This is a genomic window from Paenirhodobacter sp. CAU 1674 (genome assembly GCF_029222945.1).
GTDB lineage: Bacteria > Pseudomonadota > Alphaproteobacteria > Rhodobacterales > Rhodobacteraceae > Rhodobacter.
In genome coordinates this window covers 303819-318251 of sequence record NZ_JARHUH010000003.1, presented here as the reverse complement: position 1 = coordinate 318251, position 14433 = coordinate 303819, and the positions used below count along the sequence as shown (strand labels likewise).

General features: G+C 66.9%; 17 protein-coding genes. 3 read left to right on the top strand and 14 right to left on the bottom strand.

Annotation, left to right across the window (positions count from 1 at the left end; translation table 11 throughout):
* The first annotated feature begins 70 nt into the window (after window positions 1-70).
* Complete coding sequence (locus tag P2G62_RS06090; protein ID WP_275733990.1) at window positions 71-625, top strand: tetratricopeptide repeat protein; 555 nt, start codon at window positions 71-73, stop codon at window positions 623-625.
* Window positions 626-628: 3 nt separating this feature from the next.
* Here P2G62_RS06090 and P2G62_RS06085 read toward each other — a convergent pair whose 3' ends face one another.
* The 6 genes from P2G62_RS06085 to P2G62_RS06060 all read right to left on the bottom strand — a co-directional run bounded on the left by P2G62_RS06085 (window position 629) and on the right by P2G62_RS06060 (window position 7127).
* On the bottom strand, window positions 629-1327 hold the full coding sequence (locus P2G62_RS06085) for a hypothetical protein (protein ID WP_275733989.1): 699 nt from the start codon (window positions 1325-1327) through the stop codon (window positions 629-631).
* A complete protein-coding gene (locus tag P2G62_RS06080) occupies window positions 1327-2163 on the bottom strand; it encodes an ABC transporter permease (protein WP_275733988.1) in 837 nt (278 codons plus the stop codon). The genes P2G62_RS06085 and P2G62_RS06080 overlap by 1 nt, the downstream gene beginning before the upstream one ends.
* On the bottom strand, window positions 2160-3542 hold the full coding sequence (locus P2G62_RS06075) for an ABC transporter permease (RefSeq protein ID WP_275733987.1): 1383 nt from the start codon (window positions 3540-3542) through the stop codon (window positions 2160-2162). Before P2G62_RS06075 ends, P2G62_RS06080 begins: the two co-directional genes overlap by 4 nt.
* Window positions 3539-4651: an ABC transporter ATP-binding protein gene (locus P2G62_RS06070; RefSeq protein WP_275733986.1), complete on the bottom strand. Its 1113-nt coding sequence runs from the start codon at window positions 4649-4651 to the stop codon at window positions 3539-3541. Before P2G62_RS06070 ends, P2G62_RS06075 begins: the two co-directional genes overlap by 4 nt.
* Window positions 4652-4739: 88 nt before the next feature.
* Complete coding sequence (locus P2G62_RS06065; protein WP_275733985.1) at window positions 4740-5861, bottom strand: extracellular solute-binding protein; 1122 nt, start codon at window positions 5859-5861, stop codon at window positions 4740-4742.
* 123 nt (window positions 5862-5984) lie between these two features.
* Window positions 5985-7127 (bottom strand): alpha-D-ribose 1-methylphosphonate 5-triphosphate diphosphatase, encoded by a 1143-nt coding sequence (locus P2G62_RS06060; RefSeq protein ID WP_275733984.1) that lies wholly within the window; start codon window positions 7125-7127, stop codon window positions 5985-5987.
* 95 nt (window positions 7128-7222) lie between these two features.
* On the opposite strand from P2G62_RS06060, the gene P2G62_RS06055 reads away from it, so the two are divergent.
* Window positions 7223-7903, top strand: a complete 681-nt coding sequence (locus P2G62_RS06055; protein WP_275733983.1) for a DUF1045 domain-containing protein — start codon at window positions 7223-7225, stop codon at window positions 7901-7903.
* Here the strand turns inward: P2G62_RS06055 and phnN are convergent.
* The 7 genes from phnN to phnG are packed head-to-tail and all read right to left on the bottom strand — an operon-like array spanning window position 7885 to window position 12917.
* A complete protein-coding gene (phnN, locus tag P2G62_RS06050) occupies window positions 7885-8427 on the bottom strand; it encodes a phosphonate metabolism protein/1,5-bisphosphokinase (PRPP-forming) PhnN (RefSeq protein ID WP_275733982.1) in 543 nt (180 codons plus the stop codon). The two genes, P2G62_RS06055 and phnN, sit on opposite strands and share 19 nt — an antisense overlap.
* Window positions 8427-9110, bottom strand: coding sequence for a phosphonate C-P lyase system protein PhnL (gene phnL, locus P2G62_RS06045; RefSeq protein WP_275733981.1), 684 nt, complete (start codon window positions 9108-9110; stop codon window positions 8427-8429). Before phnL ends, phnN begins: the two co-directional genes overlap by 1 nt.
* A 4-nt stretch (window positions 9111-9114) precedes the next feature.
* Window positions 9115-9939 (bottom strand): phosphonate C-P lyase system protein PhnK, encoded by an 825-nt coding sequence (phnK, locus tag P2G62_RS06040; protein ID WP_275733980.1) that lies wholly within the window; start codon window positions 9937-9939, stop codon window positions 9115-9117.
* The gene (locus tag P2G62_RS06035; RefSeq protein WP_275733979.1) at window positions 9939-10820 is read right to left on the bottom strand and encodes an alpha-D-ribose 1-methylphosphonate 5-phosphate C-P-lyase PhnJ; all 882 of its coding nucleotides are present in this window, start codon (window positions 10818-10820) and stop codon (window positions 9939-9941) included. Before P2G62_RS06035 ends, phnK begins: the two co-directional genes overlap by 1 nt.
* Entirely contained in the window at window positions 10817-11908 is a 1092-nt protein-coding gene (locus tag P2G62_RS06030; protein ID WP_275733978.1) for a carbon-phosphorus lyase complex subunit PhnI, read from the bottom strand. The genes P2G62_RS06035 and P2G62_RS06030 overlap by 4 nt, the downstream gene beginning before the upstream one ends.
* Window positions 11908-12471: a phosphonate C-P lyase system protein PhnH gene (gene phnH / locus P2G62_RS06025; protein ID WP_275733977.1), complete on the bottom strand. Its 564-nt coding sequence runs from the start codon at window positions 12469-12471 to the stop codon at window positions 11908-11910. Before phnH ends, P2G62_RS06030 begins: the two co-directional genes overlap by 1 nt.
* Window positions 12471-12917: a phosphonate C-P lyase system protein PhnG gene (gene phnG / locus P2G62_RS06020; RefSeq protein ID WP_275733976.1), complete on the bottom strand. Its 447-nt coding sequence runs from the start codon at window positions 12915-12917 to the stop codon at window positions 12471-12473. The genes phnH and phnG overlap by 1 nt, the downstream gene beginning before the upstream one ends.
* Before the next feature lie 78 nt (window positions 12918-12995).
* Here phnG and phnF point away from each other — a divergent pair, with 78 nt between their 5' ends.
* A complete protein-coding gene (gene phnF, locus P2G62_RS06015) occupies window positions 12996-13703 on the top strand; it encodes a phosphonate metabolism transcriptional regulator PhnF (protein WP_275733975.1) in 708 nt (235 codons plus the stop codon).
* Here phnF and P2G62_RS06010 read toward each other — a convergent pair.
* Entirely contained in the window at window positions 13700-14317 is a 618-nt protein-coding gene (locus P2G62_RS06010; protein ID WP_275733974.1) for a chloramphenicol acetyltransferase, read from the bottom strand. The two genes, phnF and P2G62_RS06010, sit on opposite strands and share 4 nt — an antisense overlap.
* Window positions 14318-14433: the final 116 nt, after the last annotated feature.

Genomic DNA, 14433 nt, shown 5'->3' with positions numbered 1-14433 from the left:
ATCGCGCGGGATCGCGACAGCGGTGTGACAGTGTCGTGCCGGTGTCACGAAATTCTGCGATGTGGCGGGGATGATAGATCTGACACGCCTTCCGCAGATGATTGCCGCACAGGACTGGGCGGGCGCTGCACAGCTGTTGCGGCGTGCGGCGGCGCATCCAGCCGCCCCCGCGCAGGTGCATTACAACCTGGCCAAGGTGCTGGAGGCGCAGGGCCAGGCCGATCAGATGTTGCCCTGGCTGCGGCGTGCGGTGCTGCGCGATCCGAACTATGCGCGGGCCTGGTTTGAAATCGGCCGGGCCGAGGTTGCGACCGGCGACCTGCCCGCAGCACGGTTGGCGTTTCGGCAGGCCTGGGCGCTGGACCCGCGCGATGGGGATGCGGCGCGCAACCTGATGCGCGTGGCGCTGCGGTTGGGCGAATGGGCAGAGGCGGCGCAGGCCGCCGCCGCGCTGCCCGAAACCGATGCCGAGGCACTGGCCGCGCGCTATCGCTGTGCCTGCGAGTTGGGCGAACCGGCCGCGGACTTGCGCGCGCGTCTGCTGGCAGATCCGCAGATCCGGCCGGTGGCGCTCAAGGCGCTGACGCGGGTCGCGAAGGGGGCATTGCCGCTGCGGCTGGGCTGAGGTTCAGGCGCGGAAATTCTTGCGGTAGTGGCCGGGGGTGGCCTGCAGCGCCTCTTGAATGCTGCGGCTTTCGGCGATTTCGTCGGGGCTCATCGTGGCCAGTTCCAGCCCGGGCTGGCCGCGCGGCACCGCGATCACCTGCGCCACCGGCGTGCCCGCAGGCAGGGTGCCTTCGAAATCGGGCGCGGTCCAGAGCGCGGGAAAATGCACATAGCCCAGACCGAAGCGATCCGCGCTGACCAGCCCCGAAAGCGTGACGAAGGGCAGATCGGCGCGGTTGAGCGGATGGGTGAACAGCAAGTCCCACCCTTCCGGCGCCTGCAACGTCCAGAAATTGGTGAATTTCAGCACCAGCGCCCCGGGGGCCAGCGGCAAGGGCGCGGCCTGCGCCTGTTCGGGCACATGGGCGCCCAGCGGCGCGCGGGTGATCGGCGCATCGGTGATTATGGGCGGGTCCCAGTCCCAGCTGATCTGCCCGCCCGCGACATGCAGATCGGTCGCCAGCGGGATCATCAGCCCCAGCCCCATCGCATCCAGAAACGGCGGGCAATGTTTCAGCGTGCGGATCGGCGCGCCGCCCAGGCTGGGGGCCTCGACCTGCGCGGGCATTTCGCGCAGCCAGTCGGGCAGCATCCGCCCGGCGGGCTGCGGTTTGGGCAAGATCGGCTCTAGCGCGGGATGGCAGCGTGCGATGATCTGCATCAGACCCCCTTGGCGGCTTCGCGGCGTTTCAAGAGGGCATGCCCCAACGCGAAACTGACCGTCAACAGGATGATGACCGCGCCGACCGCGTTGATCACCGGCGGGTGGCCGTTGGGGTTGCGCGCCATCGCACCGATTTCGGTGGCAAAGGTGCAGGCGCCGCCCTTGGCAAACATCGTGGTGTTGTAGTTTTCGAGCGACGCCATGAACGAGATCACCCCCGCCGAAATCAGCGCCGGCGCCAGAAACGGCAGGGTGATGCGCAGAAAACTGCGCAGCGCAGAGGCGCCCAGATCGCGCGCGGCTTCCTCCAGCTCGACCGGCTGGCGTTGCAGCCGCGCCATCAGCACCAGCATCGGATAGCCCGCAATGAAGGTGGCCTGCGCCATGATGATGGTGAACAGCCCCGCGTTCACCCCCAGCCGCCCCCAGAACACCAGCGCCGACAGGCCCAGCACGATCCCCGGCGCCAGCATCGGCGACAGCAGCACCCACCACAACAACCCGTTGGCCCGCGACTGCCAGCGCGTCAGCATCACCGCGCCCGACAGCCCCATCACCAGGGCCAGCGGCACGACAATCGCCGCCACGCTTAGCGAATTGCCAAAACATCCGATGAAGCGGCCGCGGTCCAGCACCCGCAGAACCGGATCGGCGCGCAGCTCGGCCTCGGGCATCCAGAAGAAGCGATACCATTTCGTCGTGAACCCGTGCCATTCGGTGACCGACGGCGGCGAGATGTCGTTGAACGAACTCAGCACCATCAGCAAAAGCGGCGCGAACATGAAGGCCAGAAAGGCCCAGGTATAAGCGTTGAGCAGCCGGGTCGATGTCATTGCACCCTCGCGAAGTCGCGCAGCCGGGTGCGCATGGCCCACATGAACAGCGCCACCAGACCGAAACAGACCACCGTATAGGCCAGCGAATAGGCGGCGCCGACGTTGGAATTCTCGCTCTCGAAGAACTTGTTATAGATCGTCTGGCTGAACCATTCCGCCTGCAACCCGCGCGAGATGATCCGCGGCACCGAAAACGCCCCCGCCGCCAGCATGAAGGTGGAAATGCAGCCCACCGCGATGCCCGGCTTGGCATGCGGGATCACCACGCGCCAATGCATCCGCCAGCTTGACGCGCCCAGATCGCGGGCGGCTTCCAACTGGTTGCGGTCCAGCGTGCTCATCACGTTCAGCATCGGGAACACCATGAACAGCACATAGGTGTAGGCGATGACCACAAAGACGGTGCCGGGCATGCGGGTGAACTGCACGGGTTCGGCCACCAGCCCGGCCCACAGTAGAACGGCATTAATCAGACCCTGATTGTCGATGATCGTGGTCCAGGCGTAGATCCGCATCAACTCGACAATCGCATAGGGAATGATCAGCCCCAGCATCAGCCAGATCTGCCGGTCGGCGGGCGTGGCCAGCGCGGCCTTGAACGCGATCGGATAGCAGATCAGCAGGGCAAGCCCGGTGACCATCACCGCAAAGAACAAAGTGCGCGTCAGGTTGGTCAGGCCAAGCCGTTCATAGGTCTGGCCGTCAACCTCAAACCGCATCCCCAGCAGGCCGTAAAGGCGGTTCGACAAGGCGGCATCCTCGGCCGCTTTCATCTCGGCCGACAGCGGAATGCGGGTGGCCGAAACCAGCACCCGGAAGTTGTTCAGCGACAGGTTCGATCGCTGTGCCTCTTCTTGCTGCAACCGGGTGGCCAGCGCCCCGGCCAGATCGCGGATCTCGCTGGCCTGGTCGATCTGCCGTGCGATCGGGTCGGTGTCGACAACCCGCAGCGGCGGCAGATCGTAGGCTTTGTCCAGCCAGGCCTCGTCCGCGTCACGGCTCAGCCGTTGATGGGTGTTGGCACGGTCGCATTGCAGGATATAGGGACGTGTCGCGCTGGCCGAGGCGCCAAAGGACGGCACCGCCATCGTCGGCACCTTCGGCGCGCTGTTCATCGAGGGGATCGCAAGCCCGCCGTTCTGCGCGGCCGTGGTCGTGTCGCTGTCCAGATAGGTGCCCAGCACCGACAGGCAGGTGACCGCGTCGCCGCGCAGCGTTGCCGCGACCGAACTGTCAAGCTGCCGTTTGGGCAGGGTCAGCGCGCGTTCCAGAATCGTGCCCTGCGGCAGAACGATCAGCAGCAGCGCCCAGAACCCCACCGCCAGCACGAAGATTGCGGTCAGCACCCGGCCGTAACTGTCGATCAGATGTTTCATTGCGCGGCCATATCTTCGGTGCCGGTCTGCGCCAGTGCGCCTTCGGGCAGGGCGATGGCCGATTGCGGGGCAAAGCCCAGTTCGACCAGCGCGCCGGGTGCGACAGGCGTGCCGATATTGGCCATCTGCGCGGCCAGTGCCACGCCCGCGGGTTCGGCGCGCAGGTGCAGGGTAATGAAGGGGCCTTCCAGATCGCGCCGCTCGACCCGCGCGCTGATCCGGTTGTCACCGGACACCGGCGCAAGGCTCAGCGCTTCGGGGCGGACGAAGACGGAAGCGGGCGCCCCCTCGGGCAGGGCCTTGGGGTTCACGGCGGTGATCGGCCCCAAGGCGGTGTCGATCACCGCCAGCCCGTCGGCGTTGCGGGTGATCGTGCCGGGCAGGCGGTTCACCTCGCCCACGAAGGACGCCACGAAGGCGGTATCGGGGCGCGAATACACCTCGTCGCAGGGGCCGACCTGTTCGATCCGCCCCGCGTTCATCACCGCGATCCGGTCCGACATCGCCAGCGCCTCGCCCTGATCGTGGGTGATGTAGATGAAGGTCACGCCGGTCTTGCGCTGGATCGCGCGCAATTCGGCGCGCATGTGCTGGCGCAGTTTCAGGTCCAGCGCCGACAGCGGTTCATCCAGCAGCAGCACGGCAGGCTCCACCGCGAGCGCCCGCGCGATGGCCACGCGCTGACGTTGCCCGCCCGACAGTTCTGTCGGCTTCTTGCCCGCCTGATCGGCCAGCGCGACCAGCGCCAGCAATTCCTCGGCCCGGGCGTGGCGCTGCGCTTTGGGCACGCCGCGCGCCTCCAGCCCGAAGGCCACATTGTCGCGCACGCTCATCAGCGGAAACAGCGCAAGGTTCTGAAAGATCAGCGCGGTCGGCCGCTGGTCGGGCGTCTTGCCGGCCATATCGGCGCCACCGATCAGCACACGCCCGCGGCTGGGCTGCACAAACCCCGAGACCGCCCGCAACAGCGTGGTCTTGCCACAGCCCGAGGGACCCAAGATCGAAAAGAACTCGCCCGCCTCGATGGTCAGGTCGGTGGGCTGCACCGCGCGAAACCCGTTGGGATAGGTGATCTCGACCGTTTCGAGCCGAACGTCCTGGCCATGCATCGTTGTGATCCGTTTCAAGAAATGGGCGCGCGACCGGGGCCGCGCGCCGGATTTTGGGGGGCGCGATGCGCCGCGCCCCGGCCTGACATCAGGCGTTGGTGATGATCTCGACCATCTCGTTGCGGATCGGCGCGAAGAACGGGGTGTCGGCCTGCCACCACCACATGTTCGACAGCACCGCCTCGGTGTAGACTTCGTTGAACTGCCGCTTGAAGTCTTCGGAGGCGAACTCTGCCGCGCCCGCCACGGCCGAGTTGTAGCCGGTGTTGTTGGCGAACATGCCGCCCACTTCGGGCTGCAGCATGAAGTTCATGAAGGCCACCGCCTGCTGCGGGTTTTCCGCCTGCTTCAGCATGCCGAAGCTGTCCAGCCAGGTGATGATGCCCTCTTTCGGGGCGCGATAGACGAAATCGGCGTTTTCGCGGTTCAGCAGCAGGCCGGTGGTGTCCCAGGTCTGGCCGATGATGCAGCCGGCATCCTTGAAGGCGGCGGTCGCCTCGGTCGCGTTGTTCCAGAAGGCGCCGAAGTTTTCCTTATGCGCCACCATCCATTCCGCAACCTTGCCCCACACGCGGCGGGCGTCGTCTTCGGATTTGTAGACATCGAGCATCCGGTTCGAGGGCACTTCGCCGGTCGCATCCAGATAGAGGCCGACACCCATGATCGCCGATTTCTGGCGGAAGGCGGCCTTGCCCTTGGCCTCGGGGCGGAACATGTCGCCATAGGACAGATCGGCGTCGGCGATATCCAGTTCCTTGCGGTTCAGCGTGATGCCTTCGGTGCCCCAGTCGAAGGGCAGCAGGATCTGTTCGCCGTTGTGCTGGCCACCCAGCGTGGCGCTGTCACGCAGGAAGGACGGGATCACCGCACCCACGTTCACATCGGCGGGCACGGCGGCGAAATAGCTGTCGCCATTGCCGTCGACATAGCTGGCCGAGTTGGTGATCGACGGGAACACGATGTCAAAGCCCTTGCCGCCATTCGCGCGGATCGTCGATTCCGCCTCGTCGTTCGAGCCGAAGGTCGTCAGGTCCAGTTTGATGCCGGTGTCGGCTTCGAATTTCTCGGCGATATTGGGCTGGATGTAGTCCTGCCAGGCCAGAACCTTGACGCTGCCCGACGAGGCCAGCGCGTCGGTGGCGCGCAGGATCATCGGCGCGGCCAGCGCGGTAGAGGTCAGTTTCAGTGCAGTACGACGCGTGATGGACATGGTGTTCCCTTTGGAAAATGCGCCCCTTCGCGGCGCGATGCCCGAGCCCATAGCAGCCGTGCCTGACGGTTTTTTGACCGGTTGGTTACGATTGTGTAACGCCGTGCCCCTGCCGCCGGGCGCTCAGCCGACGCGCGCGCCCTGCACCCAGACGCCGCGAATTGCCCCCGCGCCATTGATCCGCCGCACCCGGATCACATCGGCCCGCGCGCCGATTTCCAGCGCGCCGCGGTCGGTCAGGCCCACGGCCCGGGCGGGGGCGCGGGTGACGGTGGCGATGCCCCGCGGCAGGTCCGCCCACAGATCGCCCAGCATCAGTGCCGCCGACAACAGCGCCGAGGGCACATAATCCGACGAGATGATGTCAAGGTATCCCGCCCGCGCCAGATCATGCGCCGCGACATTGCCCGAATGCGACCCGCCCCGGATCAGGTTCGGCGCACCCATCATCACCGCGATATGATGCGCGTGGCAGGCCTGCGCGGCCTCGAGTGTGGTCGGGAATTCGGCGAAATGCACGCCATGCGCGGCTGAACGCGCGACCTGTTCGGCGGTGGTGTCGTCATGGCTGGCCAGCACCGCGCCAAAGCGTCCGGCGGCGGCGACAGTGGCGGCCTCGTGCGCGGCGCCCAGCCGGTTTTTCAGCGCAACCTGCTGCGCGACATGGTTTTCGAACTCGTCATGGCTCAGCCCGTGCTTGCCGCAGACATAATCGCGCAGCTTGGTCACGTCGCGGAACTGCCGCTCGCCCGGGGTGTGATCCATCAGACTGACGATGCCGACGCGATCCTCGGGGCCGAATTTCGCCAGCTCCTCGATCAGCGTTTCCGAGCAGGTCTCGGCGCGCAGATGCAGATAATGGCTGATCCGCAACGCCCCTTCGGCCCGCAGGCCCAGGATCTCATCGGCCAGCGCGCGGGCATATTCGCTGTAATTCGCACGACCGTTCGACACGACCGACCCCACCCGCAGCGCGTCGAACACCGTGGTGATCCCGACCGAGCACAGTTCCGCATCATGCGCGATGATCGCCGCGGCATGGGGCCAGTCGACCTTGGGGCGCGGCTCGATATGACGTTCCAGGTTGTCGGTGTGCAGTTCGATCAGGCCGGGCATCACCATATCGCCGCCGCAGTCGATGGCCCCGGCAGGCACCGCATCGCCCGGCTCGATCGCGGTGATCCGCCCGTCGGCCAGATGCAGCGATCCGGTGAAGCACTGTTCGGGCAGAACGAGCATGGCATTGGCGAGGATGGTTTCGGTCATGGGATCAGGCCTTGGATTGACGAAAGGAGCGACAGGGGCGCTTATGGCGCGGGATGTGTCACACTCAGGTGACAATAGGGCGCGATAGCGAGCGCATGGAACAGATGAAACGATACGCGATTTACTTTGCCCCGCCCGCAGGCCCGCTGATGCAGGCCGCGGCGGACTGGTTGGGGTGGGATGTCGAAGGCGGCCGCACCGTGCCGCAGCCGCCGATTGCCGGGCTGGCCGAAGCCACCGCCGCGCCGCGCAAATACGGGTTTCACGCGACGCTGAAGGCCCCGTTCCGGCTGGCCGAGGGGGTGCAGCCCGACGATCTGGCCGAGGCGATGGCCGCCCAGGCCGCGCATCTTGCGCCGGTCACGCTGGACGGGTTGCGGATCGACGTGCTGGCCGGGCGGTTCCTGGCCCTGCGCCCCGAGGGGGACGAGACCGCCCTGCGCGACCTTTGCGCCGAGGTGGTGACCCGGTTCGAGCCGTTCCGTGCGCCGCTGACGACCGAGGAAATCGCGCGGCGCAACCTGTCCGCGCTCAGCCCGCGCCAGCAGGAGCTGACCGCGCGCTTCGGCTATCCCTATGTGCTGGAAGAATTCCGCTTTCACATGACGCTGACGGGCGATCTGCCCGCACCGGACCTTGCGCGTTTCGCGGCCGAGGCCGAGGTGTGGTTCGGCCCGCATCTGACCCGGCCGTTTCCGATCGGGCAGATCTGCCTCTATGGCGAGGATCAGGCCGGGCGTTTCCATCTGCTGTCCCGTCACACGCTTTCGGGCTGAAGCAGCCGTGCAAGGCGGCGCGCGCCGTCCTCGGGGGTGGTGTCGTTCATCACCCACTGTGCAACCACGCCCTTGGGCAGTTTGAAATCAGCCCGGTCCAGCCGGGCGCGGATGTCCTCGGCTGTTTCGCGGCCTCGGGCGATCAGCCGGTCGGCCAGCACCGCTGGCGGGGCCGTGACGACGATCACCGCCATTTGCGGGAAGGCCGCAAGGCATTGCGGCAAGGCCCGGCGCGATCCGTTGAAGATCACCGTCTGACCGGCATCGGTGCGTGCGATTTCACTGTGCGCGATGCCGTAGCGCAGACCATGCGCCGCCCAGTGCAGCGCAAATTCCCCCGCCGCCTGACGGCGCAGGAAGTCATCCTCGCTCACGCTTTCGAACGGTTCCGAACTGGCCGGGGGGCGGGTGATCGTGCGGCGCGCCCAATGCAGGCGCGGGTCGGCGGCCAATGCAAGCCGCAGCAGCGTGTCCTTGCCGGCCCCCGAGGGGCCGACGATGGCGATCAGACGTCCCTTGGTCATCAGGCGGCCCTTTGCGGTGTGAAATGCGTCACGTCGATCTCGCGTTCGCACAGCCGGGCGCGGGCGGCCTCGTCATGGAAGATGCCGATGATCGCCGCGCCGCGCGCCTTGGCGGCCTCGATCAGGCCCAGCACCACCTCGCGGTTGGCGCCATCCAGCGAGGCGGTCGGTTCATCCAGCAACAGCGCCGGATAGTCATGCGCGAAACCGCGCGCGATGTTCACCCGCTGCTGCTCGCCGCCCGAAAAGGTGGTGGGCGACAGATCCCACAGCCGCGCCGGGATGTTCAGCTGGCGCAGCAGATCCTCGGCGCGGGCCAGCGCGGCCTCGGGCGCCACGCCCAGCGCCAGCAACGGCTCGGCCACCACGACGCGGGTCGGCACCCGAGGCACCACGCGCAGGAACTGGCTGACATAGCCCAGCGTCTCGCGGCGCAGTGCGATGATGTCGCGCGGGGTGGCGCGGGTCACATCCACCCCGCCCACCCGGATCATGCCCGAGGCCGCCAGGTAATTGCCCCAGATCATCCGCATCAAAGTGGATTTGCCCGCCCCCGACTGCCCGGTCAGCGCCACGCATTCGCCGCGCGCCACGCGCAGATGCGCCCCCGCCATCACCGGAATGACAGCGCTGCCCTGGTTGTGCAGGGTGAAGCTTTTGCAAAGGTTTTCGATCTCGATCATCGGGTCAGACCTGCAGCACGGAAGAAACAAGAAGCTGGGTATAGGCGGCTTGCGGATCGTCCAGAACCTGATCGGTCAGGCCCTGTTCGATCACGCGCCCATCTTTCATCACCATCAGCCGATGCGCCAGCAGCCGCGCCACCGCCAGATCGTGGGTGACGATGATCACCGCCAGCCCCATGTCGCGCACCAGCCCGCGCAGCAGATCCAAAAGCCGCGCCTGCACGCTGACATCCAGCCCCCCCGTCGGTTCATCCATGAACACCAGCCGCGGCCCGGTCACCAGGTTGCGCGCGATCTGCAGGCGCTGCTGCATGCCGCCGGAAAACTGCCGCGGGCGGTCGTCGATGCGCGCGGCATCAATCTCGACCCGGCCCAGCCAGTCGGCGGCACTTTCACGGATCGCACCATAGTTGCGCGCGCCCACCGCCATCAGCCGCTCGCCCACATTGCCGCCCGCCGAGACCCCCATGCGCAGCCCGTCGCGCGGGTTCTGGTGCACAAAGGCCCAATCGGTGCGGCCCAGAAGGCGGCGTTCGGGTTCGGCCATGGCGACGGTATCGCGCGGCCCCTCGCGGGTTTCGAAAATCACCTGCCCCCGATCCGGGGTCAGATGCCCGGCCAGGCACGACAGCAGCGTGGACTTGCCCGATCCGCTTTCACCGACGATGCCCAGCACCTCACCCGGCCACAGATCGAAGCTGACATCGGCACAGCCGGTCCGCGCGCCGTAGAACTTGCTCAGCCCCGCGACCCGCAACAGCGGCCCGTCGCCGGGGGCGCGGAACTGCCGGTTCTCCTTGGATGAAATACTCAAAGCTCCCTCCATCACCGGACCTCCCCGGGCGAGAGGCGCCCGCGATGACCCGCATTCCGGCGCGTTTCGCAATAATCGGTGTCGGAACAGACAAACATCCGGCTGCCCTGATCGTCGGTAATCACCTCGTCCAGATAACTGCCCGAGGCGCCGCACAGATCGCAATCGTGGTTGGCCTTGCTGGGTTCGAACGGGTAGTCCTCGAAATCCAGGCTGCGCACGGCAGTATAGGGCGGCAGCGCATAGATCCGCTGCTCGCGCCCAGCGCCGAACAGCTGGATCGCAGGGTTGCCGCCCAGCTTGGGGTTGTCGAATTTCGGAATGGGCGAAGGGTCCATGACATAGCGGCCCTCGACCTCGACCGGATAGGCATAGGCGGTGGCAATCGCCCCGTGCCGCGCGATGTCTTCATACAGCTTCACATGCATCAGCCCGTAATCGGCCAGCGCATGCATCCGCCGGGTTTCGGATTCACGCGGTTCCAGAAAACGCAGGGGCTCGGGGATCGGCACCTGATAGACAAGGATCTGCCCCTCGGCCAGCGGCGTTTCCGGGATCCGGTGGCGGGTCTGGATGACGCTGGCCTCGGTGGTCTTTTCGGTCGCCTCCACCCCTGCGGTGCGCTGGAAAAATCGCCGGATCGACACCGCGTTGGTCGTGTCGTCGGCGCCCTGGTCGATCACCTTCAGCCGGTCTTCGGGCACCAGACAGGCCGCCGTTACCTGCACCCCGCCAGTGCCCCAGCCATAGGGCATCGGCATCTCGCGGCTGGCAAAGGGCACCTGATAGCCGGGCACGGCAATGCCCTTCAGGATCGCACGGCGGATCATCCGTTTGGTCTGCTCGTCCAGATAGGCGAAGTTGTAATCGGGGTCGTGATGAGGGGCGTTCATTCGGCGGCCTCCTGATGTGCGGCGGCGGCCTGCGCCTCGGCCCGCAGGCGGCGGATCAGTTCCAGTTCGGACTGGAAGTCGACGTAATGCGGCAGCTTGATATGTTCCAAAAACCCCGTCGCCTGAATGTTGTCGCAGTGATACAGCACGAATTCCTCATCCTGCGCGGGGGCGCCGGTGTCTTCCTCGCCCAGTTCTTTCCAGCGCAGCGCGCGGTCTACCAGACTCATCGAAATCGCCTTGCGCTCGGATTGGCCAAAGACCAGCCCGTAGCCGCGGGTGAATTGCGGGGGTTCGGTTTTCGATCCGGTGAACTGGTTCACGGTCTCGCATTCGGTCAGCTCGACCTCGCCGATTTCAACGGCAAAGCCCAGCTCGGGGATCTCCATTTCCACCGCCACGGTGCCGATCCGCAATTCGCCGACGAAGGCATGGGTCCGGCCATAGCCGCGCTGCGTGGAATAGGCCATCGACAGCACGAACCCCTCGTCGCCCCGGGTCAGCGCCTGCAGCCGCAGCGGTCGGGTCGCGGGCAGTTCCAGCGGCGCGCGGGTCAGATCGGGGGGCGTGGTGTCTTGGCGCGGCTGCGGTTCCATCAGCCCGTCGCGGTCCAGCAGTTGCAGGATGTGCGGCGCGGGTTCGGGCGCTGCGTCACGGGTCTGGGCCTGCGGCGCCGCGCCCTCGGCCATCAGTTTGAAATCCAGTAGACGGTGCGTGTAATCGAAGGTCGGACCCAGAACCTGCCCGCCCGGCGCATCCTTGAAGGTCGCACTGATCCGCCGGATCAGCGCCATCTTGTCGGTCTCGACCGGGACCGAGCCACCGAAACGCGGCAGCGTGGTGCGATAGGCGCGGATCAGGAACACCGCCTCGATCAGATCGCCGCGCGCCTGCTTGATCGCCAGCGCCGCCAGATCGGGATCGTAGAGCGAGCCCTCGGCCATCACCCGGTTCACCGCCAGCGCCATCTGCGCGCGGATTTGCGCAATGCTCAGTTCCGGCACCTCGAGGTTGCCGCGGCGTTCCTCGGCCAGCCAGTCATGCGCGGCTTCAATCGCGCGTTCGCCACCTTTCACGGCCACATACATCAGAGCGCCTCCACTCGGGTGCTGCGGGGCAGGCCCAGAACCTGATCGCCGCAGGTGAAATAGAAATCCAGACCCAGCGGGAACAGGCTGCGGTTGGATTGAAAGAACGCGGTTTCGGGCAGGCGCGCGGGGGTCCGGGTCGCGATGCCGGGGCCGGTCAGGCAGGCATTGGCCGGGGCCAGCGCGTCGGTTTCCACGATCACGCTGGCGGCGCGGTCGGGATATTCGGCCGTGCCGGGGGACAGGCGTGAAAGCGGCAGCTCAGCCCAGTGCCCCAGTGCGAACACCGCCTCTTCGGGCGTGACAAACGGCGCACCAGTGTGAAACGTGATCCAGCCGCGGATTTCGGCAGTGTCATGCAGGGGCGCCAGGTAAACCGGCGTCGTCTGATCGGCCAGCGTCAGCAGCAATGCACCCGCCGCGGGCGACAGCGGCGCGGGGGGCGTGGCGCCCGTCAGCGTGCCGATCTGGCCGGGCCGGGCCAATGCCTCCAGCACGGTGCGAAAGGCGCGGGCGGATTGGGTCGGCGCGTCGGTAAAGCCGCCGGTCAGATGCGTGCTCATCAATCCTCTCCCCGGACCATCGTGAAGAACTCGACCTTGGTTGCCGCGGCGCGGGCAGCGCGCGCCGTGCGGCGCGCCGCTTCCTCGGCAGCCAGTGGCGCCAGAACGGCGGCGTCGATCTGCGCCGCCTCGGCCCCCTGCATCAGCGCGTCAACCAGGGCTGCGCGTGTCGCGTGGTCCTTGTCGCGGCCCTGCACATAGGCATGGCCCACGCGGCCATCCGCCAGCTGCAGCGAACAGCGCGTCACGCTCATCTCGCCCAGGTTGAAGGGGGCGCCCACGGCACCTGTGCGGCCGCGCACCATGACCGAGCCGACCTCGGGTTTGCGCAGCCACTCAGATGCGGGTGGATCGGGCAGCAGCGCGGCCAGTCGGGCCGGGCAGGCCCGCGCCAGCAGCCCCATCCGGGCCTGCCGCGCGATCTGGTCTTGGGTCAATCTGGACATCTTGCCAACTTGTCTAGGTATCTATACAACTAGACAAATCATAATCAGTTGCCCCAGCCGCAAACAAGTGAAACTTCCATGACACGCACCCCGATCTGGCAAACCATCGCCGCCACGCTGCGCAGTGAAATCGCGCAGGGCCTTTACCCCGAAGGCGCGAAACTGCCGACCGAGGCGGATCTGGCCGCGCGCTTTGGCGTCAACCGCCATACTGTGCGTCAGGCGATTGCCGCGCTCGGGGCCGAGGGGCTGACGGTGTCGCGCCGGGGGGCGGGGGTGTTCGTCGCGGGGCGCCCGCCCGCGGATTACCCGCTGGGGCGGCGTGTGCGGTTTCATCAGAATATCGCCGCCTCGGGGCGCAGCCCCTCGCGCGAGGTGACCCGGATCGAAACCCGCCCCGCCAGCCCGGACGAGGCCGCGGCACTGGGCTGCGATCATGTGCATGTGTTCGAGGGGATTTCCAAGGGCGACGGCCTGCCTCTGGCCGTGTTCCGCTCGGTCTTTCCGGCTGCGCGCTTCCCCGATCTGCCGCAGGCGCTGGCGCGGCTCGGCGCGGTCACCGCGGCGCTGGCCGAACAGGGGCTGGCCGATTACACCCGCGCCTCGACCCGGGTCACGGCAAAGCTTGCGCGCGGGCCGCGGGCGCTGTTGCTGGGGGTGGCCGAGGGCGCGCCGATCCTGCGCACCGAGGCGCTGAACATCGACGCGGCCGGTCAGCCGGTGGAATATGGCGTGACCTGGTTCGCGGGCGACCGCGTGGCGCTGAGCATCACCCCCGAGGATTAACCTTCGTATTTCTCAAGGAACGCCTCGGCGGGCAATGCGCGAAAATCCGGCAAGGCCGCGCGCAGCCGCTCATGGCTCCAGTCCCACCAGGCCAGGGCCTGCATCCGCTCGGCCACCCGGGCCGGGAAGCGTTCGCGCAGCGGCACGGCGGGCACACCCGCGACGATCATGTAGGGCGCCACATCGCGGGTCACCACCGCACCCGAGGCGACGATAGCGCCCGCGCCTACGGTAACGTCAGGCTTGATGATGGCACCGTGCCCGATCCAGGTGTCGGGGCCCAGATGCGTGCGCCGCGCGACCCGGCGTTCAAAGAACGCGGCATCCGGTTCGGCATCTGCCCAGTAATACTCCGAGCGATACAGGAAATGGTGCAGCGAGGCGTTCTGCCACGGATGATCGGTCGGCCCGATCCGGGTCATCGCCGCGATATTGGCGAATTTGCCGACCGTGGTATTGGCAATGTCCGACAGCCGGTCGCAATAGGCGTAATCGTCGAAATGCGAGTGCAGCACGCGCGATCCGCGCCCCACCTCGGTATAGGCGCCGAAGGTGGACTGCGCGATTTCACAGTCGGGATGGATCAGCGGGTCGGTCGGGGACAGTTTCGGCATGGCGTGCCTCTGGTTGGGGTGTTGCCTCTGGGGGGAGTATTTGGGCCAAGAAGAAGCACGCGATTTCTTCTTGGCCCAAATACTCCCCCGCCGGAGGCGTCAGGGGGTGAAACGGG